This is a genomic window from Rhodobacteraceae bacterium S2214, from assembly GCA_025141675.1.
Classification (GTDB): Bacteria; Pseudomonadota; Alphaproteobacteria; order Rhodobacterales; family Rhodobacteraceae; genus Yoonia.
In genome coordinates, this window is sequence record CP081161.1 from 3,247,429 (window position 1) to 3,272,539 (window position 25,111).

Here is a 25,111-nt window from a genome sequence, read left to right on the forward strand (position 1 = left end):
GAGGGGTGGTTTTCCATGGCCTGTGATGGGGGAATTTGCAAGGGGGGATAAATGCGCTTCAGCCCCTATTCGGTCCCGAAAGTACGGTCAGGAATGACAAATTGGGACGTATCCACTGTAACCGGTTGATAAACCGTTTGTTCCAGCGTCGCGTTCGTACTTTGCTCACAAGACAGGCTTGATCTTTTCGCCATCTGCATGAAATCTTCGCCGATTTCGTCCAAATAGCTACCTAAACTATAGCTATCCGAGTATGGGTCGCATTCGTGTTTATAATGCTGCTGATCGTATTCGCAGAGGTGTTCATTCAGTCGCGCGACGCGTTTGGCTTCGCAAATCACTGTTGTAGTCACATCTTGATGTTCCGCCTCAGTGATCTCGTTGCGCTCCAGCTGAATATCCAAATTGCCGAGATACTGTCCCATTTGATTGACGTAGCCTGTCGATATCTCCGCGCGTTGCAAACCGTAGGCGATAGCGTTCGCCATGTAAGGTTGGCTTTCTTGAAATCCCTTGGCAATCAAGACTTGGGTTCCCAGATCAAACCACCGTTGGGCGTTATATGGTTGAGCGGCAACGCGACGTGCTTTCAAATCAAGGGTGTCCCGCTCTAGTTCGTCAGCTGGGCGGGCGCGACCAGACAAATTCGATGCCCTCTCGACCACTTGCAGGAGCGTGTCATTGAACGGATCGTAAGCCAAATACACGCTAGCCGATTCACCTGCCTGTTTTATGATATCCATCTCTAGCCAGCCCATTGGTGTGCCGCGAGTGTCATAGACCCATCGCACGTATCTCTGGGCCAATTCGACATCTTTTGTAAATTTGGGTCCCTCTCTTTCTAGAAAGGCGCCGATTTCGTCCATGCGTTCGATGTGGTCTGCGGCGATGATCGCATTGCAGATTTCATATTCCAACTCGGGCGCTTCGATCTTAGACAAGACCCGCGCGGCCGCCATGCGGGAAGGTTCATCGAAAGAGTTGATCCAAATTAGCAGAGCGATGCATGTGTCAACTGTCAGCCATTCTTCAGCTGGGATTTGCGGAACATAGGTAATACACAGACGTTCGACACCTGATGTCCCTTCACCGCCCCATTGCGGCAAATGCATATATGCGGCACGCCTCACTGTTACGAAATTTGGCTCCAACGCCATTGTATCAGCAATAATTGCATCAATCTCTCCGGACCAGAATACTTGCATTGTACCGTTCAACATGATGACAGCATCAGACGCAGGCACATATCCCGGCGCCGCTGTGAACGCTTCATAGGCAAGGCGAAAGGCTTCCTCTCGGAGGTAATTGAAACGGGTTAGTGCCTCGGGATGAGTATTGATAGCAGTTCTCTCACCACGAATTCCCCATGATAATTGGCTGATTTGGAAAGATACCACCACTTTCGCGTAGATTGATTCCGGCATCGCGTCCAACCAATCGTATGTAACCGCTAAGACCTCAGGATCCGAAACGATGAGCCAGGTGTTTAATGCCCGCAGGTGGTTCGGCCGCAATTCGCCAGATGAAACACGCCGATGGGTCTGCGCAAACAAAGCTTCGAGACCCTCAACGTCGCCTTCGTGAACCAAATCCATCAATGCATCGCGTTCGAGAAATACAGGTTCAGATTCTTGAGCCAGACAAGGCGAAGCCAAAATCAAAAGGATGAACAATAGTCGCTTCATCAATACACCTCTTAGTTAAGGATAACTGTGATCGACTAGTGCGGCTTTTTTTCGACTAGACATCGTTGAATTTCGGGACGTGTTTTAGCCCTTATTGGGACCGTCTTGGGGCAGAACAGCTCCCGGATTCATGATGCCAACCGGATCCAGCGCATTCTTGATGCTGCGCATCATTGCCAGCTTTACCGGATCACCGTATTTTGAGAGGTCACCAACTTTTAATCGTCCTATGCCATGTTCGGCACTGACCGATCCGCCAAACGAATGGCACAGGTCGTGGACGCAAGTTTTGACCGCCTCGCGCACATCGTCGTAGTCGGCACGGGTTTTCCCGGGCACCGGAAAGACGTTGTAATGCAGGTTGCCATCGCCCAAGTGGCCAAAGCAATTGATGCGGAAATCGCCAATCTTCGCGAGAGCGGGCGTGCCCTGTTTGATAAAGTCGGGGATGGCCGAAAGGGGGACCGAAATATCGTGCGAAGACACTGACCCGATCCGACGGTTTCCTTCGGGAATGTTTTCGCGGACGTCCCAGAAGGCCTGCCGTTGTGCCGCCGATTGCGCGATGACACCGTCTGTGACGAGATCCTGCGCGAGCGCCGCTTCAAACAGGTTCATCAATGCATCATCAGGGGCCAGCCCTTTCGGCAGGCCGACGTCGATGAGCACCATCCAATCGGGTTGATCCGCGAACGGCGGCTTTACCTGCGGTCCGGTTTCCGACAAGAAATCAATCCCCTGGCGGTGGATCAGTTCAAACGCCGATAGGCCGTCACCAATCTGATCGCCTGCCAACGCCAGCAGATCAAGCGCGGCGGACGGGGAATTTACGGCCATAAATGCCGCCCCAGTCTGCGCCGGTTGCGGCACCATTTTGAGCGCCGCGGCGGTGATGATACCAAGCGTGCCTTCTGCCCCGATCAAAAGGTCGCGCAGGTCGTAGCCGGTGTTGTCTTTACGCAATCGCGTCAAACCGTGCCAGATTGATCCGTCCGGCCGCACGACTTCCAGCCCAAGACACAGCGCGCGCGCGTTCCCGTACCGCAAGACGTTCACGCCGCCCGCGTTGGTCGCAAGCAGGCCACCGATCCGTGCGGACCCTTCTGAGGCGAGCGACAACGGGAACAAGCGGCCCGCGTCGTCAGCCGCCGCTTGAACATCGGCAAGGATGCAGCCCGCTTCGGCAATCAGAACATTTTCGGTCGGGTAGTTCGCCCGAATTTCCGTCATCCGTTCAAGCGACAGAACAATCGGTGCAGGGCCTTCTTGCATCAATTGCCCGCCGACCAATCCGGTCCCGCCGCTATAGGGAACGACCCCGATGGCCGCGTCATTGCAAGCCTTGACGATATGCGCGACTTCTTCGGTCGTCGCTGGCGCCAGAACGATCCCCTGCCCTTTCCAACGTCCCCGCGGTTCGGTGAGATAGCTGTCAGATCCGTCTTTCACGGTCCCTTTTGAAAGGTTCAGGCTATCAACGAACGATTTGGTCGCGGGGTTTAGATTGGACATTTCAGGTGCGGGCCCTTTCGAAAGCCGCCCATGCGGCTTCAAACTTTTCAAAATCGAACCCGGGCTCTCTTGCGGGCCCAAGGACGAGGTGTTCTGTGTCCTGCATCTTTTGAATGGCATCGGCCAATTGATCAACCACTTCTGGCGGGATCACAACGGCACCGTGACGGTCCGCGTGGATCATATCCCCCTGTTGCACGGTCAGTCCGAAGATGGTGACGGGCGTGCCAAGTTCAGTGACGTGCACAAATCCGTGGCTAGGCCCGATGGACCCTGCGATGACGGGATAATCGTCCGCCATGTCCCCCAGATCCCGCATCACACCGTTAGTCAGCGTGCCTGATAGCCCAAATCCCTTGTGGATCGTCGTGTTCACTTCGCCCCAGAACGCGCCGATTGCATGTGGGAAATCAGTATCTTCAACGACAGCAACACTTGGCTTGCCGCCTTCCGCCATTGCTTTGTAGTACGCCATACGACGGGCCCGAATGACGTCCGGTGCTTCGGTTGGTGGCTTCAGCGCTTGGATTTTTGCGGTGATGGCGTAGCCCACAATCGCAGGATCGTCGGGCGCAGAACTGATCATCGTTCCGCGTGTGAATGCGTTAAAGCCGCGCTGCCCCTGTGCCACTTCGATGGCGTTACAAACGGTGGGCGTGTCAACTGATCGCAGCAAGGTGAGCAGGTCGTCGTTCATGTATCCTCCAACCAGCGGTTTAAGGCCGCCGTCGTTTTTTGGGGTTGTTCCAAAGTCGGCAAATGTCCTGCGTTTTCAATGACTTGCAGGACGCTACTTGAGAGTAAGTCGTGCATAAGTTCATGCCTGTGGACCGGGCATAATGCATCATCCCGTCCACACAGCACCAAAGCAGGGACTGACGCGGACCTTAGCGTTTCGGTTTGATCAGGACGGCTGGCAAGGGCCTTAGATTGGTTAATGAATGTCGCGGGCCCGAGGGAAGCTGCCATGTCCATACAGAGGTCAAGGATTTTTGCGCGATGCGGACCGTTGGCCAGATAGTGCGGTTTCATCTCGTCACGAATCACGTCCAAAAGATGCCCGTCTTGTACTTTTTCGATCTGACGCCTGCGTCGGGCGCGAATTGCGTCCACCTCCGCCAACGGGTTGGTATCAAGCAAGGCGATCCGGTCTACCCGAGACGGCGCCTGCCGCAGAATTTCCATCGCGACGATGCCGCCCATGGATAGGCCAGCTAGCGCGAACACAGGCGGAGCCCCTTGTAAAATATGAGTTGCGCAGGCCGCGATGCCATCTGTTGTAAGAGGGGCCACGTGAACCGCGCGCTGCGCCGAGAACGTCGCGATTTGTGGCGCAAACAGCCGCGCATCGCACATCATTCCCGGCAGCAGCACAAGCGGCGTCATCCGACCAATGCCGCCCCATCCGACATTGCTTTCAGTTTTGCATAGGCGATGTCCGGATCAATTGAACCAAACCCTGCGAATGTTCCAAATCCACAATCTGATCCGGCAATGACGCGATCAGACCCTACGATTTGTTGGAAACGGTCAAGGCGTTGCGCGACTAGTTTGGGGTGTTCCACAAAATTGGTCGTTGTATCAACCACACCCGGAACAAGAATTTTGCTGTCGGGGATGTCTGCCTGACGGTCGCGGAACGTCGTCCATTCGTGACCATGCCGCGGGTTGGACGTTTCGAACAAAACGTAATCCGCCTTCGCCGACATCAACGTGTCAAACATCGTATCCATCGGAATATCGCAAACATGGGGGCCTTCGTAATTGCCCCAACAGATGTGAATGCGGACCTTGTCGGACGGAATATCCTGCAGGGCATGATTCAGCGCTTCGACATGGCCGGCCGCAATTTTCGTAAACTGCGCATCGGAAAGGTCGTTGAAAAGCATGTGCTTAGCAAGCGCGAGGTCAGGGCAATCAAGCTGCAGGTCAAGGCCCGACGCCACGATGGTTTCATATTCCGCCTTCATCGCATCGGCGAGCGCCGCCAAATAAGCTTCGCGAGACTTGTAGTAATCATTTTGCAAGAAAAGAGAGATAACACCGGGGGATGCGGCGTTCATGAAGCCGCGATCGACGTTATGTTTCACCATCGCAGCTTTCAAGTTTGCGATATCTTTTTGGAGTTCGCCTTGCCCTTTTGATTTCACCTCCCCGACGCACATCGGGCGCGCATATTTCGGGGTCCCGCCATCGTCGGCGAGCCGTTTTAGAAATCCCGGAAATAACTTAAGATCGCCTGGCGCATTGCGCGGGCTGTCGCCGTCAAATCCTGCGTAGCGGTCTTTCACGTAGGTCGCATAGCTGATCTTTGACGTCTCACCGTCGCTGACGATGTCGACGCCTGCCGCGACCTGCCGCGCGACCGTCGCGTCAACCGCTTCGGACATCGCCAGATCGAACGCTGTTTGGTCGAAGGGTTCGTTATTTTCGCGCGCGAAAATGAAGTCTACCACGTTCTGGGTACGCGGTAGACTGCCAACGTGTGTCGTAAGAATACGAGGCATTTGTTATCCAAATATTTGTTATTGTTGCATTATAACTGTAAAATAGGTCCTACCCAAGCCATGTCGAACCGGCTGGATCGTCGTTCGAAAACACACGGTACAAGGACGCCTCGCCTGTCATTGCCGGATACAAGGCATGTGGCGTGTTGGGTGGAATGGCGGCGGTGTCGCCTGGATTTAGGCTGGTCGTGCCGCCCGCAAAATCCAAACGCCAATGCCCACGCATCGGCATCAGGACCGTGTGATGATGGTGTGTTTGCAGTTCATCCGAAATCGAATTGCGCGACAAAAGCTCTACCTCGAAACCAGGTTTGTCCGGCAATATGCCATCAACGCCGATGACTTTGGCAGGTTGTTTGTCGGCAAACGCCATCAAATCCCAGTATCGCGCGACATGCCGCGGCACGACATCCAAGGTCGAAGGTTCGGGGAAATTGGCGAGCTCTGCTTCGGTCAAAACGGGCATCGGGTTCACGCCCTCGGGCAAAGACGCGCCTTTCTTGGTATCGTATAGTTGCCCGTTTTCGCCCAAGACAAGCCCATGTTCTGCTGCATCCTCAATCACTTGCGGCGCCCATGTGACACCGCCGCCAGCGTCGTCGCCACCAAGGATCGCCATAATCATCCCATAGTCAGTCCCGATGTTTTCGAAACCTCGGAAAATACCGGTCGGAATGTTGATGATGTCGCCCTCTTCCAGCACGACTTCGCCGGCTGTTCCCCAACGGCCCCAGAAGAACCGCCAACGGCCTTTCAGCGCAAAAAACACCTCGGCCGTTGTATGGCTGTGCAAGGAATTGCGGCACTTCGGCGGCTGGCCAGCCGCACCGATATTGAAACCCGGAGTGTCGGCGATATGCACATGTTGGTCAGCAGATTCGGACACACCGCCGCCGATGATCGTGAAGTTTTCCTTCTGATCAGACCCCGGCGTGTGGGCGTCGATGAAGGCGGTCTTGCACGGGCGCAGATCGCCATAGCGCACGATGCGCGCTTCCATTTCAGCAGGCGTCATGATGTTTCCTCGCGACTATTTAATGAATGAAACCGTTTAAAAGTAGTCACTTACACGGCCCCCATCAAAATTTGCTTCCAAATTGCGACTTCGTCATAAAGCGCAAATTCGCGGCGCAGCCCCACGCCATCTGTTCCAAATGGGCCAAACTCTGCGTGGCACATGCCCATGATATGAACTGGCGCGCCGGTCGGTTCGCCAAACGTCCCCCATCCGTCGTGAATGCCATCAAGCGACCAACGGACGGCTGCCCGCGGTGAAAGCATGTCGGCGTCCATGCCGATCTGATGGTGGATTTTGAACGTCGCATTCGGGAAAGACGACCGCAGGCCAACCCAAAACGCGTCGCACCCTTCGCGGCCGATAGACGTCACAGCCCCGGCATATTCACCGATCACGGCCCTGTCGTAATCCCTTGTAATCGTGTTGAAATCCTTATCCATGAGCCGTGTCAGGATGTCGGCGTAGCGCTGCCCCCATGCGTTGTCATTTCCCGTGCCTTTATAGTCACCGGCGATGTCGTTCGCAGGCGAAAAGACGGGTTTCGCAAGGGCTGCGCCACCTTCTTTGTCGATCAAGCCTGCCGCAAAGGTTTTGGGATCGAACCCCAATTGACGGACCAAACCACCGTAATCGCGCACCAGCCATTCATCATAGATCGTGTCGTCTTTTGCAGCGCAATCCGCGATCACGCGCACAACCCATGATTTATTTGTGGCTTTGCCGAATTGGCCGTCTCTTGTGTGCGTCGCCTTTGTCAAAAGCCTGTGCGAGGACAGAAATCCGGCGTCTTCATCGCCTGACCAGATCACATCTTCACCGAACAATTCGCGGTCAGGGAATTCATTGATCGTCGCCATTGTCGCTGCAATCGTCGCTTGGTTGCCCACTGATACGCCCATGGGCGTCCGTACAGGAATGTCGGGCGCGTAGTACCGATTGAGCGTTTCCACCCCGCGATCTTCCCAAATTTCTTTTGTCACACCAATGATATAGTCAGGAAAATCTTTCCACTTGGCCTGAAAACCCTTCATCATATCGTTCCTTTTGGTGGGCGCGTTGTGCCGCGCTGAATAAGTGGGCCGTCAAAGACGATGCGGCTTGGCGCGATTTCACCTTCGCCGATTTGCCCGATGATCATTTCAACCGTTGCGTTGATCATACGGACCAAAGGTTGGCGGACCGTCGTCAAATTATAGGCTGGCCAAGCGGCGAGAGGGACATCATCGAAACCGATGATCGCCACATCGCTGGGCACGTCGAGGTTGAGTTCAAATCGACACGTATCAAGCACGGCAAAGGCCATATGATCGTTTCCGACAAAAATGGCATCGGGCGGTGTCGGGCTGTTCATCAGGTCGCGCGCTGCTTGCGCCGCAATCTCACGGTCGTATTTTCCGTCGATGATCGCCGTCGGTTCTAGATTGTGGCGCTGCAATCCTTCGATCAAGCCCTGTTGTCTATCGCGACCGGTCGATGACCCCGCCCAACCGGAAATGTGCGCGATGTTTTTATGGCCAGCCTCGACGAGGAAATCTGCAACTTTGCGCCCCGCTGCCACATTGTCCGATGTGACAGAGCCAACGTCGGCGCCATCTTGGCTGCGGTTGAACATGACCACTGGAATGCCCGCCGCTTTGCAACGATCTGTTAAGTCGGACGACATGCCGACAGACGCGGTGATGATCCCATCCACTTGATAATCAAGCAGTTCTTGGATCACTTCATCAATTTCACGCCTGGTGTTCGAAGCTGTGAAGACAAGGACATGATAGCCTTGCTCCTGCAACGCATTCGACAGATGTTCCAACGCCAGCGGGTAAAACTGGTTATCAAGATACGCGACAACCAGACCGATGATGCGGCTTTTGCCGGTAATCATCGCGCGCGCCATCATGTTGGGTCTGTACCCCAATTCGACGGCTGCTTTCTTAACCTTTGCGACTGTTTTCGCGCTCGCCGATGCACCGGGGGTGAACACGCGGCTGACCGCTGATTGTGAAACGCCAGCCCGTTCTGCGACCTGTAGGGATGTGATCCGATCATGTTGCATCAGTCGGCTGTCCACCCGCCATCAATCAACAGATGCGTACCTGTCATCAACGCGGACGCGTCGGACGCCAAGTAAACAACGGGACCCATGATATCTGTCACCTCACCTACGCGCCCTAATTTGATCTTTTCTTCCAGCCACTTAACCCTCTCTGGGTCCTGAAACGTGGCTTCGGTCAAGGCCGTGCGGATAAACGTTGGACAGACGGTGTTCACACGAATTCCCTTGGGGCCCCATTCAATTGCCATTGCTTTGGTGAAGCCTTCGACGCCGTGTTTTGTGCCGCAGTACACTGCCCGATCTATCCCACCGACATGCGCCATCTGCGATGTCACGTTGATCAACGACCCCGGTTTGTCCGCCGCGATAAGGCCTTTTGCGACGGCCTGCGTTAAGAAATACGCGCCCTTGAGGTTAAGCGAACTGACGGCATCAAAATCTTCTTCAGTCGTGTCGAGCGCTGGCCCGTGCCGCGCAAGCCCGGCCGAATTGACCAGAATATCAAAGGGGCCGTGCTCTGCGACTTGCGCCTGGGTCGCGGGAATATCGGAAACGTCCATCTTGAAGGATTGCGCGCTGAGCCCTGCCGCCTGCATCGCCGTAACCACGTTTTCGAGTTTATCGGTTGAACGGGCGGTCAATGTCACATCCGCGCCTGCCTGTCCCAGCGCCACCGCGCAGGCCAATCCAATGCCGGACGACGCGCCAGCGACAAGGGCGCGCTTTCCAGAAAGGTTGAAAGATGGGGTCTGCGGCAGTTGCATGTCGTGATCCTTGTGTCGCTTTTGGCGAAACCAATGAAGGCCTGCCCAAAGCGGAATTATTCGGCTGCGGTTCCGTACGGCACGTTTTTACCGCCGTACCGACGGACGCGAACATTACATTGTTCCGCGTGACCCACAAATCCTTCCAACATGCAGAGCCGCGATCCGTAGGCACCAATTCGTGCTGCGGCTTCATCCGTCGTTATCCGCTGGTAGCTGTGTGTTTTCAAGAACTTACCAACCCAAAGCCCGCCGGTGTACCGCCCCGCTTTTTTAGTGGGGAGCGTGTGGTTTGTCCCGATCACTTTGTCGCCGTTGGATACGTTTGTACGCGGCCCGAGGAACAAAGCACCGTAGCAGGTCATGTTATCGAGGAACCAATCGTCGCGGTCCGTCATCACCTGAACATGCTCAGACGCGATGTCATCCGCGACGGCGAGCATTTCGTCGTAGGTGTCACATACGATCACCTCGCCATAGTCGTCCCACGATGTTTTTGCCGTTTCACGTGTTGGTAAGATTTCGAGGATATGGTCGATTTCAGCCAATGTGTCCTTGGCCAGTTTTTCAGAATTTGTGAGGAGAACAGCAGGTGAATTATACCCATGCTCCGCCTGCCCTAGCAGGTCAGTCGCGCAAAGTTCAGCGTCTGCGGCGGTTTCATCGGCGATGACCATCGTTTCAGTTGGTCCGGCGAAAAGGTCGATCCCGACGCGGCCGAAAAGCTGCCGTTTTGCTTCTGCGACGAAGGCATTTCCAGGCCCGACAATCATATGCACCGGATCAATGGTTTCGGTGCCAATCGCCATGCTGCCCACGGCCTGCATCCCACCAAGGACGTAGATTTCGTGCGCCCCGCCCATGTGCATGGCCGCGACAATCGCCGGATGGGGTGCGCCATTGTGCGGCGGTGCAGACGCCACGATCCGCGGAACCCCCGCGACGGACGCTGTCAGAACCGACATATGGGCAGACGCGACCATTGGGAATTTGCCACCCGGCACGTAGCAACCCACTGATTGCACGGGAATATTTTTGTGCCCCAAGATGACGCCCGGTTGGGTTTCCACTTCGATATCGGTCATGGATGCCCGTTGCGCTTCGGCGAAGGTACGGATCTGGGTCTGTGCGTATTTGATGTCTTCCATATCGCGCGCGCTGACTTTGGACATCGCGGCTTCGATTTCAGATGGGGTCAAACGGAACGAAGGGGGCGTGTAATTGTCAAACTTGGCCGACAGGTCACGAATGGCAGCGTCACCACGCGTCTCGATATCCTTGAGCGTGGTTTCGACAATGCCCCGCACCTTTGCATCATCTTCTTGGCGTTCGGTTTCCGGCTTGCCCGTTTTTAGATAACGAATAGTCATGACAAGCGGTCTCCTGTTGTCGCGTCGAACAAGTGACAGATTTCGGCGGGTATGTTGGCATGCACGGCTTCGCCGATCTTTGTGCGGTAGTCCTTACCCGACTTCACAGACAAGATCGTGCCGCCAGCCCGCATCGTGACCATTGTGGCCTCGCCCAACAACTCGAGCGAATAAACCGTTGAATTTGCTTGTGCTTCGCCGCCAGCGACAGTCGCATCCTCTGCACGGAAACCCAGCGTGACCGGCCCCGAATGCAGCGTCGGCAGGCCCGTAATTACGACCTTATCCGCCGTAAATGTCCCGCCTTCCATAACGCCGTTGATCAGGTTCATCGCGGGTGATCCGATGAAGCCTGCGACGAAGGTGTTTGCGGGCTGATCGTAGATATCGGTCGGCGTTCCGACCTGCTGCACCACGCCTTTGTTCATCACGACAACGCGGTCGGCGAGCGTCATCGCTTCGATCTGGTCGTGCGTCACGTAGATCGTGGTTGTTTTGAGTTCGTGGCTGAGGTTTTTGATCTGCGCCCGCGTCGACACCCGCAATTTGGCATCGAGATTGGACAGAGGTTCGTCCATCAAAAACACGTTTGGTTCGCGCACAACGGCACGGGCAAGGGCCACGCGCTGTCGTTGACCACCGGACAGTTCCGCAGGTTTGCGATGCAGGAATTCATCAAGTTCAACCATGGCCGACGCGCGTTTGACCCGGTCGTCATGTTCGTTTTGTGGAATCCCGCGTACCTTCAACGGAAAGCGGATGTTTTCGTAGACGTTCATATTCGGGTAGAGCGCATAGGATTGGAACACCATCGCCACGTCGCGATCTTTGGGTTCGAGGTCATTGATCCGCTTGCCATCCACAAGGATATCGCCGCCCGACGCATCCTCTAATCCTGCGATCATCCGCATGGTTGTGGTCTTGCCGCAACCCGATGGTCCAAGCAGCACCATAAACTCTTGATCGGCGATCGTCAGGTCAAATTCCTTTACGCCGACAAAGTCGCCCCAGCGCTTGGACACCTTTCGAAGTTGGATTTCTGCCATGATCGCCCCTCGCGATTGCATACGTTTGCAAAATCTTGGCGCGAATCTGGATGCGTGGCAAGACCCTTTTTTCATTGACGCAATTCTGCAGCGCGGCGAAACGAAATGTCTTGCCAAACCGCACATTGAGGGGGTTAACTTGCAAACGTATGCAATGCGGTCGCGATTCGATCACGGCCGATGACATATGACTTTGTGGTCGCACGGCCGCTTTTAAAATGCGCCGGACCAACCCGGCCACCACAGATCCAACCGGGAGTTTCTTGGAATGAAAATGTTAAAGACAGCACTGCTAGGGACCGCGATTGCCGCCGTCGCTGGTACATCTGCACTGGCCGACGGCCATGCCTGCGCCATTGATGCCGGACGCCTGAGCATCATCGGGAATGAATTCCCGGCCATCCAATCAGTATCCGCCGCCGCGCTTGAATGTGCCGCTGGCGCTGATGAAACCGCGTCCAACCTGACCGCAGACCACCAGACGCTGAACGTCGCTGGCATGTCTGGCAATCCGGCAGAATACACGTCTGCGATTGTAGCGAATTCGTCCATCGTGGCGCTGATCAACGAAGATGTCATTCAGCCGCTTGATGGCTTGGTCGCTGAATATGGTGCAGACATCCCTGCCCATCAGTTGATCACAGTGGACGGCAAGATCATGGCCGTCGCATTTATGGCGAACGCCCAGCACCTTGTTTATCGCAAGGACGTGCTTGAGCAAATCGGCATGGACGCGCCCACATCTTACGAAGGCGTGCTGGAAGCTGCCGAGAAAATTCGCGCCGAAGGCATCATGGAAAACCCTGTTGGGGGCGCATATGCGGCAGGTTGGAACCTGGCGCAGGAATTCACCAACATGTATATCGGGACCGGCGGTCAATTCTTTGAACCTGGCACCGCGAACGTATCCATCAACAACGCCCAAGGTGTTGAAGCGTTGGAAATGATGAAGGCGCTGACCGCGTACATGAACCCAGACTACCTGACGCACGATTCCAACGCGACATCCGCGGAATGGGAAGCGGGCAACGTGGCGTTGATGAACATGTGGGGCAGCCGGACAGGCGTTCTGATGGACGACGAAGGCGCGGAAGAAGTTGTGTATAGCAACACCGCTGTTGGCGGTCCATTGACTGTTGGCGACAGCGGCACGCCTGCGACGACACTGTGGTGGGACGGCTGGACTGTTGCAAAGAACATCAGCGACGCGGATGCGGCGGCCACGTTCCAAGCATTGGCACACGCCACATCACCTGCTTTGCTGAACGACGAAACCATGTCCCAAGCCGTATGGTTGATGGACGGATTTGAATCCCAGCCTGTGAACGAAGGCGTTTTGGCGTCCGTTGCAGCTGGTTCAACACCGTACCCGATGGTGCCGTTCCAAGGTCTGCTGCACACAGCGCTTGGCGACAACATCGCTGATTTCTTGCAAGGCGACGAATCTGCAGAACAGACGCTTGCGGACATCGAAGCGGCCTACACAGCCGCTGCGACCGAGCAGGGTTTCTTGCAGTAAGACAATTCTCGCGGGGGGCTTTGCGGCCCCTCGCACACCTCATTTCCAAGATCATTTAGATGGCCGGGGGCCCTTGCCATGAAACATTCGTCTTTCTTCTGGTTTGTTTTGCCATCGGCCATCTTGATGCTCTTGTTTATCGCATCATCCGTCGTGTCCGTTGTGACCCAGTCACTTTACACGGCCCACGAACAGGTGATTATCGAGGTCGAAAACTGCGGCCCATTTGGCTGCACCGTAGCCCAATCCGTTGACCAAGACGCCACCCAAGCGCTGCGCGACGCTGAGCCATTGGGCAAATGGGCAGGGCTGGACGTTTACAAGGACCGCAACCACCTTGCCGTCGAAGACGTAAAGACCGCGTGGATCGAATCCGACGGATTGCCTGATTTCGCGAACGCCTTGATGAACCTGCCGTTCTACGACGCGCTGGCCTTCACCCTGACCTACACCGCCATTGTGACCCCGCTGACGTTGATCTTGGGCTTTGCCATCGCGGTCGCCATCAATTCGGTCGCCACCGCCCTGAAAGGCCCGACCATCTTTTTCTCGTTGTTGCCATTTATCGTGACCCCGCTGGTCGGGTCATTGGCGATTTTTTGGATGGTCGACGCGCGCGGAATTCTGGGTAGCGGGTTACAATGGCTGTCAGGTGATCCGACCCTATCGGTCAAGGCAAACACGACGCTGATGTGGATCATGCTGATGTTTTACGGGGTGTGGCATTCAGCGCCGTTCGCCTTTGTCGTCTATTACGCGGGCCTGCAAACGGTGAACCAAGACACGATCGAAGCCGCGATGATCGACGGGGCCAGCCGTTGGGAACGCATCCGCTACGTCGTGATCCCGCATCTGTTCCCGCTGACAACGTTCATTGCGTTGATCCAGTTGATGGACAATTTCAGGGTGTTCGAGCCGATCATTTCGTTCAGCGCACAGGCCCACGCCCGATCACTTTCCATCGCGATTTTCAGTGACTTGGGGGGCGAAACGCGATTGCTATCGTCCGCCGCGGCCACGTCTGTGCTGACAATTATTGGCGTTGCGATCCTGCTGTCGCCGGTGCTGGTGCGTACTTATCGCGACTTTGGCAAAGACTAAGGAGACGACCATGTCCACTGCAACCCGCCGTCCCCTGCCCGTCCAATTGATCGCGATGGGGTTTCTGATCATCTGGCTGATCATGGCCGCCTTTCCGTTTTTGTGGACCCTGTGGGGATCATTCAAGGTCGAAGGTGATTTCTTTTCCAAAGCGGACTGGGCCCAATCCCTAACCGGCGAACTGACGCGGGTCGAAACTGGCGGGCCATTCACCGGCGACGGCTATCACGGGGCATGGGTGCAAGAAGAATTCTGGCGTGCTGCCTTTAACAGCCTGATCGTCTGCTTCTTTACGGTCACGATTTCGCTGACCTGCGGAACATTGGGCGGGTATGCCTTGTCGCGATCCACCTATCGCTACGCATTCTGGTTCCTGTTGTTCGCGCTGATCTTTCGGGCGATGCCGCCGATCACGCTCGTGTCCGGCTACCTGCTGCCGTTTTTCGAATGGAACTTGTGGGGGCGGCTATCGACAACCATCATCGTATTGGTCGCGATCAACCAGCCATTCACGCTGTGGATGCTGCATGCGTTCTTTAAGAACATCCCAAAGGATTTGGACGAATCCGCCATGGTGGACGGCTGTACACGGTTCCAGGCGTTCCGCCATGTCATCATCCCCGTCATGTGGCCGGGGGTTATCACAACGGGTCTGTTCAGCTTTTTGCTGGCCTATAACGACTTTGCCGTGACCTCTATGTTGCTGTCAAAAGAGAACCAGACGATGGTGCCGAAACTGGCGTCCTTCCTTGGGACCACCCAAACAAAAGGCAATGTCATGTTCGCGGTCGCGGCCGTTGTGTCGATCACCGCACCGCTGTTTGTGATGATCATGTTCTTCCAACGTCAGATCGTGTCCGGTTTGACCGCAGGCGCGGTGAAAGGCTGACCCATGTCGTTCCAAGAGGCAAAGCAAATCGTCCGCGACCATTATGCAGCGCTTGCATCCGCAACGCCCGAAACTGTTGCTGATCGACTGGCCGAAAACACGACGCGCGACTGGCACTGGCGCGGGATGCATCCGTTTTATGAACATCACGGGACCGCAGCGGTCGCCGCGAACTTCTATGAACCGTTCTTGTCCGCGATGACAAAGGTTCAACGGCGCGAAGACATCTTCTTCGCAGGCCTGAACATGATTGATGGGTACACGTCGACTTGGGTCACGTCGATGGGGCACCTGATGGGGCTTTTTGATGCGCCGTTTCTCGGGATTGCACCGACCTGTAAAATCGTCATGCTGCGCTATGCTGAATTCAACCGCGTCGAGAACGGCAAAATCGTCGAAACCGCGCTGTTTATCGACCTGTTGCACCTGATGCAGCAGGCTGGCGTTTACCCACTACCGCCGCAAACGGGCATGCACCTGATCCAACCCGGACCAATGACCCACGATGGTTTACAATATGCTGATGCGCCAGAACAGGCTGGCAAGGACACGCTCGACCTGATCAACCGGATGATCGGCGACATCCAAGCCAATTCGAATAGCACAGAAAATGCGGCACCGCGCGACGCGACCCCGCAGGAAGAGCTAGCCCAATGCTGGCACGACGATATGCTATGGTGGGGCCCCGAAGGAATCGGTGCCACATACACAATCGACCGCTACATCGCACAGCACCAACGGCCTTTCCGGACACAACTTGGGGAACGCGAATTCCACGGGCACATCGCGCGGCTGGCCGAGGGCAATTATGGCGGGTTCTTTGGATGGTCGAACCTGTCCGTAGTGCCGCTTGGCGGATATATGGGCCTGCCCGGTGACGGCAAAACACGGGCGGAGATGCGGGTTGTCGATATCTATCGGCGCGACGGAGACAAATTGGCCGAGAACTGGATCTTCATCGACATTCTGCATTTTCTTCATATGCAGGGGCTGAACGTCCTTGATCGCCTGCAGACGGTGTAACTGCTTCTTTTGGTCATAAATATCTCGGGGGATTGGGGGCTGGCCCCCAAATCGATTCTTCACGAAAAATCGTAGCTATCGCAAGACAGGTCGATCTTCGACAAAGGCACGCATGTCGTCAAAAACATCCGGTCGCGTAAAGAACAATAGATGCCCCTGTTCGGGATAGCCATAAATCGCGACGTCACCGATTTTCTTGGAAAAATCGTAGGTCTGGCGCGTTGAAAAGACTCGGTCGTTCAAGCCAACAAAGAACGCGACGGGGATCCCGTTCAAATCCAAATCGTCGGGCACCTGAAATCCCGGCAAGCCCAAGGTATGCGCCAACGCCACTGCCGGATCGAGCTTGACGATGATCTTTTCACCTGCCGCAATATCGCGGGACAAGCGGTCTTCGAATGACGGATCGTCTAGGGCATCCGGCCCGTATAACAGCCCCGCCCAGAACCGTTTCCACACAGTTTGTCGCCGCAGCGACCCAGTCGCGATCATCGCTTTGACGATGTCTTCCACGCCGCGAAAAACGGTGCCCAACCCGCCGCCATGTTCCACGGCCGTCGACATCGCGGCAACGCGCACATCACGGTCGCCGGTAATCTGGGGCGCGGTTAACAAGGCGATTGGTCCGCCTGTCGAATACCCGATCAGCGCGACGTCCTTGTCCGGATAGCTATTGGCAAATGCAGCGATCCGTTCTGCGACGGTCGCGGGATGGATCAAGTGATCGTTCGGCATCCCGTCCAACCCCGGAAAACGGTACATGGCACGCGCATAACCTGCGTCATCCCAGCTTTCGGTCGCTTCGAAAATGTCGATCGACGCAAGCGCCCCCGGAATAAAGATCGCGATTTTGTCTGAACGGGCGATATCGTGGGCGTCGTACAAAAGCGGATCAATCGCGCTTTTGCGCGCTAAAGGCACCCCGCATGCGGTCCGCAGACCAACACCATCATGATCAGGATCTTTTTCATGTCGCCACGCTACTCTTGTTCAGCAATTGGTCAACCACCCCTAACCGGCGTCGGTCTTCCCGCGCCGATCAAATCGCAGGTTCGCGTACAAAACATGGTTACCGCCAGCGGCCGTTAATTGAAGATAAGATTGCGCCACGCCTTCGTATTTGTATCCGCATTGCTCCAATAATGCGCGCGACGGCGTATTTTTCGGGCAGGCACCCTGCTTCGATCCGGCTTAGATCGAGTGACACGAAGGGCATAGTGCACCATCGCTTCAATCGCTTCGCGCATATAGCCTTGCCGCGCAAAGCGTTCTCCGATCCAGTATCCTGTGGTCCCTGCTTGCGCGGGCCCACGCCGGATATGATCCAGCGTAATCGCCCCCAATAGCATCTGATCTTCACGCCGTGTGATAAACATCGGGACCGCTGTCCCAGACGAGATTGATCTTTGCGCCCAATAGACGCGGTTTGTGAAGGATTTGCGTGTCAGATGTTCAGGCGCCCACGTGGGTTCCCACGGCGTCAGGAAATCGCGGCTTTCCGCGCGCAATGTCGCCCATGGCCGAAAGTCGGCATGGGTCGGTGGGCGAAGTGTCAAACGTTCGGTTTCAAGCCGGACTTTCCGTTTGACGCCCAGCATTACGCGGCAAGCCGTGCTTTGAGTGCCTCGAGCGTTGGAGCTGCTTCGGCGGGTCCATATAGCGCCATGGCCGCACCCGGGTTCGTGGCCAGATCACCTGCGAATGCTTTCACATCACCAGTTGTCACGCCGTCGATAAAGCCGATGGTTTCTTCCAAGGTCGGGATACGGTCCCAGATCGACATGAGCCGCGCGAGACGTTCGGCGCGGTTTGACGGACTTTCGAGCCCCATCAACAGCCCTGCTTTCATCTGTGCGCGTGCGCGCGCGACCTCTTCCGCGGTCATATCGTCCGCTGCGCGTTTCATTTCGTCCATCGTGATATTGGCAAGCTGTTCGATTTGTTCGGCACTTGTACCCGCATAAATCGTCGTCAGGCCCGTATCTTCGTAGGCGCCTGCCTGCGCGAAGACCGTGTAGCACAGGCCCTGCTTTTCGCGCACTTCTTGGAACAGGCGCGATGACATACCGCCACCCATCACGGACGAATAGATTTGTGCCGTGTAGATCGCGGGATCGCGGTAGTTTGGTCCTTCAAGCGCCAAGGCGAAGTGGACCTGTTCCAGATCTTTGATTTCACGCCGTTCACCGCCACCGAAGGCGGCCGGTTGAATCAGATTCGTGGGACGCTGGATCGGTGATAAGTGACCGAACAGTTGCTCGGCCTGTTTCACAATCGCGTCGTGATCAACGGCACCGGCCGCCGCGAGGATCATCTGGTTCGGCCCGTAATGTTCCCCGACAAAAGTATTCAAATCCTCGCGCGAGAAGCTAGAGACCCGTTCAGACGGCCCAAGGATCGTGCGCCCTAATGCCTGATCGGGATATGCCACCTCTTGCAGCCAATCGAAAACGATGTCGTCGGGCGTGTCGTAGGCTTGGCCGATTTCTTGCAGGATCACACCGCGTTCGACTTCAATTTCAGATGGGTCGAAAACTGGGTTCAGCAGAATATCCGCAATCACATCCAGCCCAAGCGCCACGTCGTCTTCGAGAACACGCGCGTAATAAGCAGTCATTTCGCGCGACGTGTAGGCGTTGATGTAGCCGCCAACGTCTTCAATGGCTTCGGCAATTTGCAAGGCACTGCGGGTTTTGGTTCCCTTGAACGCCATATGTTCCAGAAAATGCGCGATGCCGTTCTGTTCGATCCGTTCATGCCGCCCACCGGCTTGCACCCAAATCCCGATAGAGCTGGATTTCAGGCCCGGCATGCTTTCCGTGACGATCCGAAAACCATTGGAAAGTGTGTGCAGTTCAATGCTCAAGATGTGATCCGTTCTTTGATGACCGCTTGCAGTGCGGAAAGGTCGTTTGCGCAACGTGTCACGCGTTCTGGGCGGTCATATAGGTCTGCCATGCGCGGCGGAAGGGGGGCCATCACGCCAGAGGCAGCTTTCACCGCATCGGGGAATTTCGCGGGATGTGCGGTGGCCAGCGTGATCATTGGTGTGGTGCCAAGATGGTCTTCGGCCACGTGGGTACCGACAGCCGTGTGCGGGCACAACAATTCGCCGTGCTGCGCAAGGTATGTTTTGATCGTAGCAGAGGTTTCTTCTTCGGATGCGCGGCCCGATTTGAAGGTGTCTTTCAACATCTGATAGGCACCTTGACTGATCTGGAAACCACCGGATTTCAGGTCTTCCATCTGTCCCGCAACGGCTGCGCCGTCTTGGTCGTATGCGTAGAACAATGCGCGTTCAAAGTTCGACGACACTTGGATATCCATCGACGGGCTGATCGTCGGCTCAACGCCTTCTTTGGTGTAGCTACCGGTTTCCAGCGTGCGGTGCAGGATATCGTTCCGGTTTGTCGCCACGACCAAGTCTTTGATCGGAAGGCCCATTTGTTGTGCGATGTAACCGGCAAAGATGTCGCCGAAATTGCCTGTCGGCACGGTAAAGCTGATGTCACGGTGCGGTGCGCCAAGGGATACGGCGGAGGAGAAATAGTAGACGACCTGCGCCAGAACACGGCCCCAGTTGATGGAATTGACGCCAGCCAGCTTCACGTCTTCGCGGAAGGCGAAATCGTTGAACATGTCTTTCACGGCGGCTTGGCAATCGTCGAAATCGCCATCGACGGCAATCGCGTGAACGTTGGATTCCGACGGTGTTGTCATCTGCCGACGCTGCACTTCGGACACGCGCCCATGCGGGAACAGGATGAAGACGTCGACATTGTCGAGACCGCGGAACGCTTCGATTGCCGCTGATCCTGTGTCGCCGGACGTCGCCCCTACGATTGTGACGCGGTCGCCGGAACGGGAAAGTGCGGCTTGGAACATCTGACCGATCAACTGCATCGCGAAGTCTTTGAACGCGAGCGTTGGACCGTGGAACAGTTCCAGCAGGAAGTGGTTCGGGGCGAGTTGGACCAATGGTGCGCGCGCGTCATGGCCAAAGCCCGCGTAGGCGTTTTTGATCAGTTCGCGGAATTGGTCGTCGCTGAAGGTGTCGCCGATGAACGGGCGCATGACGGTATAGGCGATGTCTTCGTAAGATTGCCCCGCCATGTCTGCAATTTGGTCTGCCGTCAGCGTCGGGATGGTTTCGGGCAGATACAGCCCCCCATCGCGGGCGAGGCCGGTCAACATGGCTTGTTCAAATGTCAGCACGGGCGCTGTGCCCCGTGTGGAAATATAACGCATTCTAGCGGTCCTCTTGGCGGATGCGGAAGATCAGATAGCCTGTCATGATGACCCAGACGAGGGCCAGCATGAACCATGTGATCGCGTAGTTCAGGTGGTCGTTCTTGATCACCCCAGAGTCAAGCGGAAGGGGCTGGAACGGATAGCTTTGCAGCGGCGTGACGAGATCGAGCAACTGCACGTCGCGGGCGACGACAAGGGTTTGTTCAGTATTCAGGCCTGCGGCAATGGATGGCACGTCGCGGGTGAACCAAATGCCTTTAGGATCAGGGTCCGGCGTCCAGTCATCTTTGTCGTCGGGCCAATGCAGATTGCCAGTGACGTCGATCATATGGAATTTGGTGAACGGGTTACCAAGTTGCGCAAGCGGCACCCATCCAAGGTCGACCATCACAGTGCGCCCGTCTTCGGTTTCCAGCGCGTCAACGTAGCGATAGCCAGGTCCAAGTCCTTCGATGGTGACAAGAACATAAAGCGGCGTGCCTTTCAGGCGGCCTTGTGTCGAGACAGGTCGAAACTGATCTGTTGCGGGATCGGGTGACGCGGGAATTGCAATCGGATCGGATGCAATCGTGGCGTCAATCTCTGTCAGGATTCCCGTCTTCCACTGTAGGCGCTGCACCTGCCAGACACCAAGGCTTAGCAAGATCGCGCACCCCGCGATACCCAGTAGGATTGGAAAGAAAATCTTACGCAATTGTCAGCCTTTCAAAGCAAAACGCGCGAGGTGTGACCCCGCGCGTTTGTCTTATCTTTGATCGTGGTCGGGGTGAACCCCGATGTGGCGGTTAGCCGCCCCAGACGTAAACGGCTGCGAAGAGGAACAACCACACAACATCAACAAAGTGCCAGTACCAAGCCGCTGCTTCGAACCCGAGGTGCCGTTCAGGGGTAAAGTGACCCTTTTGCAGGCGGACCAAACAAACCAGCAGGAAAATCGTACCGATCAGAACGTGGAAGCCGTGGAAACCTGTCGCCATGAAGAAGTTCGCGCCGTAGATGTTGCCAGAGAAACCGAATGCCGCGTGGGAATATTCGTAGATCTGGAACACGGTGAAGATCGCACCAAGTACAACGGCGAGGATCAAGCCCCACTTCATGTCTTCACGGTTGTTTTCATGGACCAAAGCGTGGTGTGCCCACGTCGCGGCCATACCGGAACATAGCAGGATCATCGTGTTGATCAACGGCAGATGCCAAGGGTCGAATGTTTCGATGCCAACTGGCGGCCAAACACCGTCAACGGCTGGCGACATCGGACCCATCGGGTACATCGCGTGTTTGAAGAAAGACCAGAACCACGCTGCAAAGAACATGACTTCGGACATGATGAACATGATCACGCCGTAGCGCAGGCCAATGGCCACAACAGGCGTATGGTCAACACCATTTTCGCCTTCGGAGACCATTTCAGACCACCAACCGAACATCACGTAAAGCACCATCGCCAGACCGATCAGGAAGGCGTAAGGGCCAGAGCCGTGCATCCAAAGCACGCTGCCGAACAGCATGATAAACGCACCCGCAGAGGCCATCAGTGGCCAGATAGAGGGGTTTAGAATGTGGTAATCGTGATTCTTTTCATGCGCCATGGCTGTCGTCCCTTGGGGTTCTTGCTAGTTCAATTCTATGGCGTCTTGCGCCGGTGTTGTCAAAGCTGCCTGTTCAAAAGTCTCAGGCAGATCAATCTGGTAGAAAGTGTAAGAAAGCGTGATCGTGTGCACATATTTGCCTTCACGGTCATCAACGATGGCCGGATCGACAAAGAAGCTGACCGGCATCATCACGGTTTCGCCCGGTTGCAGGACCTGTTCGGTGAAGCAGAAACATTCGATCTTATCGAAAAATCCGCCCGCTTCGTAAGGCGTCACGTTGTAGGCCGCCTGCCCCGCGATTGGCACGTCAAACGGGTTATGCGCTTCGTAGAAGGCCAGACCTGTTTCACCGATCCGAATTTCCATTTCACGTTGCGCAGGTTTGAATTCCCACGGCATGTCTTTTTCCAGTGACGCATCGAAACGGACTGTAATCGTTTGATCCAGAACGTCGCTTTGGTTGGCTTCGACAACATTCGTTGCGCCGCCAAAACCGGTCACACGGCAGAACCAATCGTAGAAAGGTACAGACGCCCAAGCGAGTGATCCCATCAGGATCACAACACCGCCTGCTTGAGCCGCCGTGCGTTGAGGACCTTTCAGCTTAGAAAATAACACTAATTACTCTCCTCTGCTGGGATGATCTGTGGCCGTGCCACGTGATCAAATTTCTCGAATTGTTTTGCGTCGCCCAACTGCAGTACTTTCACCACGGTCAGGCCAAAAACGATCGCAATCATGCCGACGAGCAACAGGCCAACGCCCATGTTCCGGCCTTTGCGGCGTTCGTGGATTTCATGTTCAACTTTGATCGCCATTACACGCCACCAACGTTCAAACGCAGTGCCGCTTCGATCAGCAAGGCGACGAAGTGGGCGAAAAGGTAGTACAGCGACACCTTGAAGACCGACTTTTCAACTGCGTAGTTGTCAGCGTCAGCCGCCGCATCATCGCGTTTCCAGATGTCGTAGGCGCCTTTGAAAAACCACGCGTTCATGATCACGGCAACGGTCAAGTAGACCGGACCACCTATGGATGTGAAACCAAGGCCAATCGCCACGGGCACCAGCAAAGCGGTGTAGGCAATCACATGTTTGCGGGTGCTGTCGCGACCGTGCGTTTCGGTCAGCATCGGCACACCGGCGTCGCCGTAATCTGTCTTTACAAACAAGGCCAAAGCCCAGAAATGCGGTGGCGTCCACATGAAGATCAGCATGAACATCAGCACGGATTCGATGGTCACGGAACCAGTCGCAACCGCCCAGCCGATCATTGGAGGAAATGCACCTGCAGCCCCGCCAATCACGATGTTCTGGGGCGTCGACCGTTTCAACCACATTGAATAAACGACAGCGTAAAAGAGGATTGTGAAGGCCAAGAGGCCTGCCGCGAGCGCGTTGGTCGCAAGCAGCAACAAGATGACGGAGAAGAAGGAAAGCGCGACGCCGATGCCCAGCGCTTCGCCCGGTGCGACTTTACCTGCGGGAATCGGGCGTTTCGCTGTCCGCTTCATCACCGCGTCGATATCTGCGTCCCACCACATGTTCAGCGCACCAGAGGCACCCGCCCCCACCGCGATGCACAACACACCGACAAATCCGATGAACGGATGCACCGGCACGGGCGACACCAGCAAACCGACCAATGCCGTGAAAACAACCAGCGACATGACACGCGGTTTCATCAAGGCATAGTAATCACCCATCGACGGCTCTTGGCTGGATGTGGTGTAGGTCGCTTCGTTCAGGCTCATGTCGCTCATGCGGATGTCCATTCAAAATTGCGATGTGGCGGGAAAGGTGCGCGACGGGCGCGCACCCGTTTTTGATTTAGGCTGGGTTCTGTTCTTTCGCAGCAACCAACCATTCGTCGTAAGTTTCTTGGCTCACAACTTTGACAGTGATCGGCATGTACGCGTGGTCTTTGCCGCACAGTTCGGAACACTGACCGAAGTAGATGCCTTCTTGTTCAGCAGCGAACCACAGTTGGGCCAAACGACCTGGAACCGCGTCTTGTTTCACGCCGAATGCTGGGATGGTCCAAGAATGGATCACGTCAGCACCAGTCACCTGCATCACAACAGTCGCGCCCACTGGTACAACAACGGCTGTGTCTGTCGCGAGAAGGTTTTGATCAGCGGTGTAACCATATTCTTCAAGCTCGTCCTCGGCCAGCATGTAGCTATCGAAGTAAACGGCTTCGTCAGTGTATTCGTAGCCCCAGTACCACTGGTAGCCTGTCACCTTGATGTTGATGTCCGCTGCAGGAATTTCCTGCTGCTTGAACAGAACAGGCAAAGAGAACGCACCGATGAAGACCAGAATGACAACTGGAATGATTGTCCACGCAACTTCCAAAGGAGAGTTGTGTGTGAATGTGGACGGTGTCGGGTTCGATTTGCGGTTAAACCGGATGACGACCCACGCCAGCAGGCCGGTCACAAACAATGTGATGATCGTGATGATCACCAACAGCATGCCGTCCAACCACTGCAGATCGCGGGCCAATTCGGTTGCTGCTGGCTGGAAACCAGTCGCACCCGGTGTTGGCTGGCCGATGATGTCCAGTTCTTGAGTGACCTCTTGTGCAGAAGCCGCAGCACCCGCAAGAATCAGTCCTGCTGAGGCCCAAAGTGAAGTCGCGATAGTCTTCAGTCGCATGTCATGTCCTGTCTGTCTTGGCGCGCGTGGGCGCAATCGTCTAGCTCCGTCATGGGCGAACACCCTTAAGAAAGACGGAATCCCGTTGTAACCTGCCGCCCATGTCCCATATTTAAATGAACAA

Annotated in this window: 24 protein-coding genes and 1 pseudogene; 4 read left to right on the forward strand and 21 right to left on the reverse strand. The window is 55.7% G+C overall.

The window, feature by feature from the left end; translation table 11 throughout:
• Positions 1-65 precede the first annotated feature (65 nt).
• From K3729_16055 to ugpC, 11 genes are all read right to left on the reverse strand, one after another.
• On the reverse strand, positions 66-1,685 hold the full coding sequence (locus K3729_16055) for a hypothetical protein (protein ID UWQ98907.1): 1,620 nt from the start codon (positions 1,683-1,685) through the stop codon (positions 66-68).
• 84 nt (positions 1,686-1,769) lie between these two features.
• Positions 1,770-3,197 (reverse strand): FAD-binding oxidoreductase, encoded by a 1,428-nt coding sequence (locus tag K3729_16060; protein UWQ98908.1) that lies wholly within the window; start codon positions 3,195-3,197, stop codon positions 1,770-1,772.
• A gap of 1 nt (position 3,198) precedes the next feature.
• Entirely contained in the window at positions 3,199-3,894 is a 696-nt protein-coding gene (locus K3729_16065; GenBank protein UWQ98909.1) for an RraA family protein, read from the reverse strand.
• Complete coding sequence (locus K3729_16070) at positions 3,891-4,583, reverse strand: alpha/beta hydrolase (GenBank protein UWQ98910.1); 693 nt, start codon at positions 4,581-4,583, stop codon at positions 3,891-3,893. The genes K3729_16065 and K3729_16070 overlap by 4 nt, the downstream gene beginning before the upstream one ends.
• Positions 4,580-5,704, reverse strand: a complete 1,125-nt coding sequence (locus K3729_16075) for a cobalamin-independent methionine synthase II family protein (GenBank protein ID UWQ98911.1) — start codon at positions 5,702-5,704, stop codon at positions 4,580-4,582. Before K3729_16075 ends, K3729_16070 begins: the two co-directional genes overlap by 4 nt.
• A 49-nt stretch (positions 5,705-5,753) precedes the next feature.
• Positions 5,754-6,719 (reverse strand): AraC family ligand binding domain-containing protein, encoded by a 966-nt coding sequence (locus tag K3729_16080; protein UWQ98912.1) that lies wholly within the window; start codon positions 6,717-6,719, stop codon positions 5,754-5,756.
• A gap of 50 nt (positions 6,720-6,769) precedes the next feature.
• Positions 6,770-7,753, reverse strand: coding sequence for an ester cyclase (locus tag K3729_16085; GenBank protein UWR01097.1), 984 nt, complete (start codon positions 7,751-7,753; stop codon positions 6,770-6,772).
• Positions 7,753-8,772, reverse strand: coding sequence for a LacI family DNA-binding transcriptional regulator (locus K3729_16090; protein UWQ98913.1), 1,020 nt, complete (start codon positions 8,770-8,772; stop codon positions 7,753-7,755). The genes K3729_16085 and K3729_16090 overlap by 1 nt, the downstream gene beginning before the upstream one ends.
• Complete coding sequence (locus K3729_16095) at positions 8,772-9,536, reverse strand: SDR family oxidoreductase (protein ID UWQ98914.1); 765 nt, start codon at positions 9,534-9,536, stop codon at positions 8,772-8,774. Before K3729_16095 ends, K3729_16090 begins: the two co-directional genes overlap by 1 nt.
• 56 nt (positions 9,537-9,592) lie before the next feature.
• A complete protein-coding gene (hisD, locus tag K3729_16100) occupies positions 9,593-10,906 on the reverse strand; it encodes a histidinol dehydrogenase (protein UWQ98915.1) in 1,314 nt (437 codons plus the stop codon).
• Positions 10,903-11,952: a sn-glycerol-3-phosphate ABC transporter ATP-binding protein UgpC gene (ugpC, locus tag K3729_16105; protein ID UWQ98916.1), complete on the reverse strand. Its 1,050-nt coding sequence runs from the start codon at positions 11,950-11,952 to the stop codon at positions 10,903-10,905. Before ugpC ends, hisD begins: the two co-directional genes overlap by 4 nt.
• 268 nt (positions 11,953-12,220) lie before the next feature.
• On the opposite strand from ugpC, the gene K3729_16110 reads away from it, so the two are divergent.
• From K3729_16110 to K3729_16125, 4 genes are all read left to right on the forward strand, one after another.
• A complete protein-coding gene (locus K3729_16110) occupies positions 12,221-13,471 on the forward strand; it encodes an extracellular solute-binding protein (protein UWQ98917.1) in 1,251 nt (416 codons plus the stop codon).
• 78 nt (positions 13,472-13,549) lie between these two features.
• A complete protein-coding gene (locus K3729_16115; GenBank protein ID UWQ98918.1) occupies positions 13,550-14,572 on the forward strand; it encodes a sugar ABC transporter permease in 1,023 nt (340 codons plus the stop codon).
• 10 nt (positions 14,573-14,582) lie between these two features.
• Positions 14,583-15,461: a carbohydrate ABC transporter permease gene (locus K3729_16120; GenBank protein UWQ98919.1), complete on the forward strand. Its 879-nt coding sequence runs from the start codon at positions 14,583-14,585 to the stop codon at positions 15,459-15,461.
• 3 nt (positions 15,462-15,464) lie between these two features.
• Complete coding sequence (locus tag K3729_16125) at positions 15,465-16,484, forward strand: ester cyclase (protein UWQ98920.1); 1,020 nt, start codon at positions 15,465-15,467, stop codon at positions 16,482-16,484.
• Positions 16,485-16,559: 75 nt separating this feature from the next.
• Here K3729_16125 and K3729_16130 read toward each other — a convergent pair whose 3' ends face one another.
• The 10 genes and pseudogenes from K3729_16130 to coxB form a co-directional block, all read right to left on the reverse strand.
• Positions 16,560-17,405, reverse strand: coding sequence for an alpha/beta hydrolase (locus tag K3729_16130; protein ID UWQ98921.1), 846 nt, complete (start codon positions 17,403-17,405; stop codon positions 16,560-16,562).
• Positions 17,406-17,495: 90 nt separating this feature from the next.
• Positions 17,496-18,082, reverse strand: a pseudogene (locus K3729_16135) (GNAT family N-acetyltransferase).
• Positions 18,082-19,350, reverse strand: a complete 1,269-nt coding sequence (locus K3729_16140) for an insulinase family protein (protein ID UWQ98922.1) — start codon at positions 19,348-19,350, stop codon at positions 18,082-18,084. Before K3729_16140 ends, K3729_16135 begins: the two are co-directional and overlap by 1 nt.
• The gene (gene thrC, locus K3729_16145; GenBank protein ID UWQ98923.1) at positions 19,347-20,732 is read right to left on the reverse strand and encodes a threonine synthase; all 1,386 of its coding nucleotides are present in this window, start codon (positions 20,730-20,732) and stop codon (positions 19,347-19,349) included. Before thrC ends, K3729_16140 begins: the two co-directional genes overlap by 4 nt.
• 1 nt (position 20,733) lies before the next feature.
• On the reverse strand, positions 20,734-21,429 hold the full coding sequence (locus K3729_16150) for an SURF1 family protein (GenBank protein UWQ98924.1): 696 nt from the start codon (positions 21,427-21,429) through the stop codon (positions 20,734-20,736).
• Between the two features lie 91 nt (positions 21,430-21,520).
• Positions 21,521-22,324 carry a cytochrome c oxidase subunit 3 gene (locus tag K3729_16155; GenBank protein UWQ98925.1) on the reverse strand — a complete coding sequence of 268 codons (804 nt, stop codon included), beginning with the start codon at positions 22,322-22,324 and terminating at the stop codon, positions 21,521-21,523.
• Between the two features lie 24 nt (positions 22,325-22,348).
• Positions 22,349-22,945: a cytochrome c oxidase assembly protein gene (locus K3729_16160; GenBank protein ID UWQ98926.1), complete on the reverse strand. Its 597-nt coding sequence runs from the start codon at positions 22,943-22,945 to the stop codon at positions 22,349-22,351.
• The gene (locus K3729_16165; GenBank protein ID UWQ98927.1) at positions 22,945-23,145 is read right to left on the reverse strand and encodes a hypothetical protein; all 201 of its coding nucleotides are present in this window, start codon (positions 23,143-23,145) and stop codon (positions 22,945-22,947) included. The genes K3729_16160 and K3729_16165 overlap by 1 nt, the downstream gene beginning before the upstream one ends.
• Complete coding sequence (gene cyoE / locus K3729_16170) at positions 23,145-24,089, reverse strand: heme o synthase (protein ID UWQ98928.1); 945 nt, start codon at positions 24,087-24,089, stop codon at positions 23,145-23,147. Before cyoE ends, K3729_16165 begins: the two co-directional genes overlap by 1 nt.
• Positions 24,090-24,156: 67 nt before the next feature.
• Positions 24,157-24,987, reverse strand: a complete 831-nt coding sequence (gene coxB / locus K3729_16175) for a cytochrome c oxidase subunit II (GenBank protein UWQ98929.1) — start codon at positions 24,985-24,987, stop codon at positions 24,157-24,159.
• Positions 24,988-25,111: the final 124 nt, after the last annotated feature.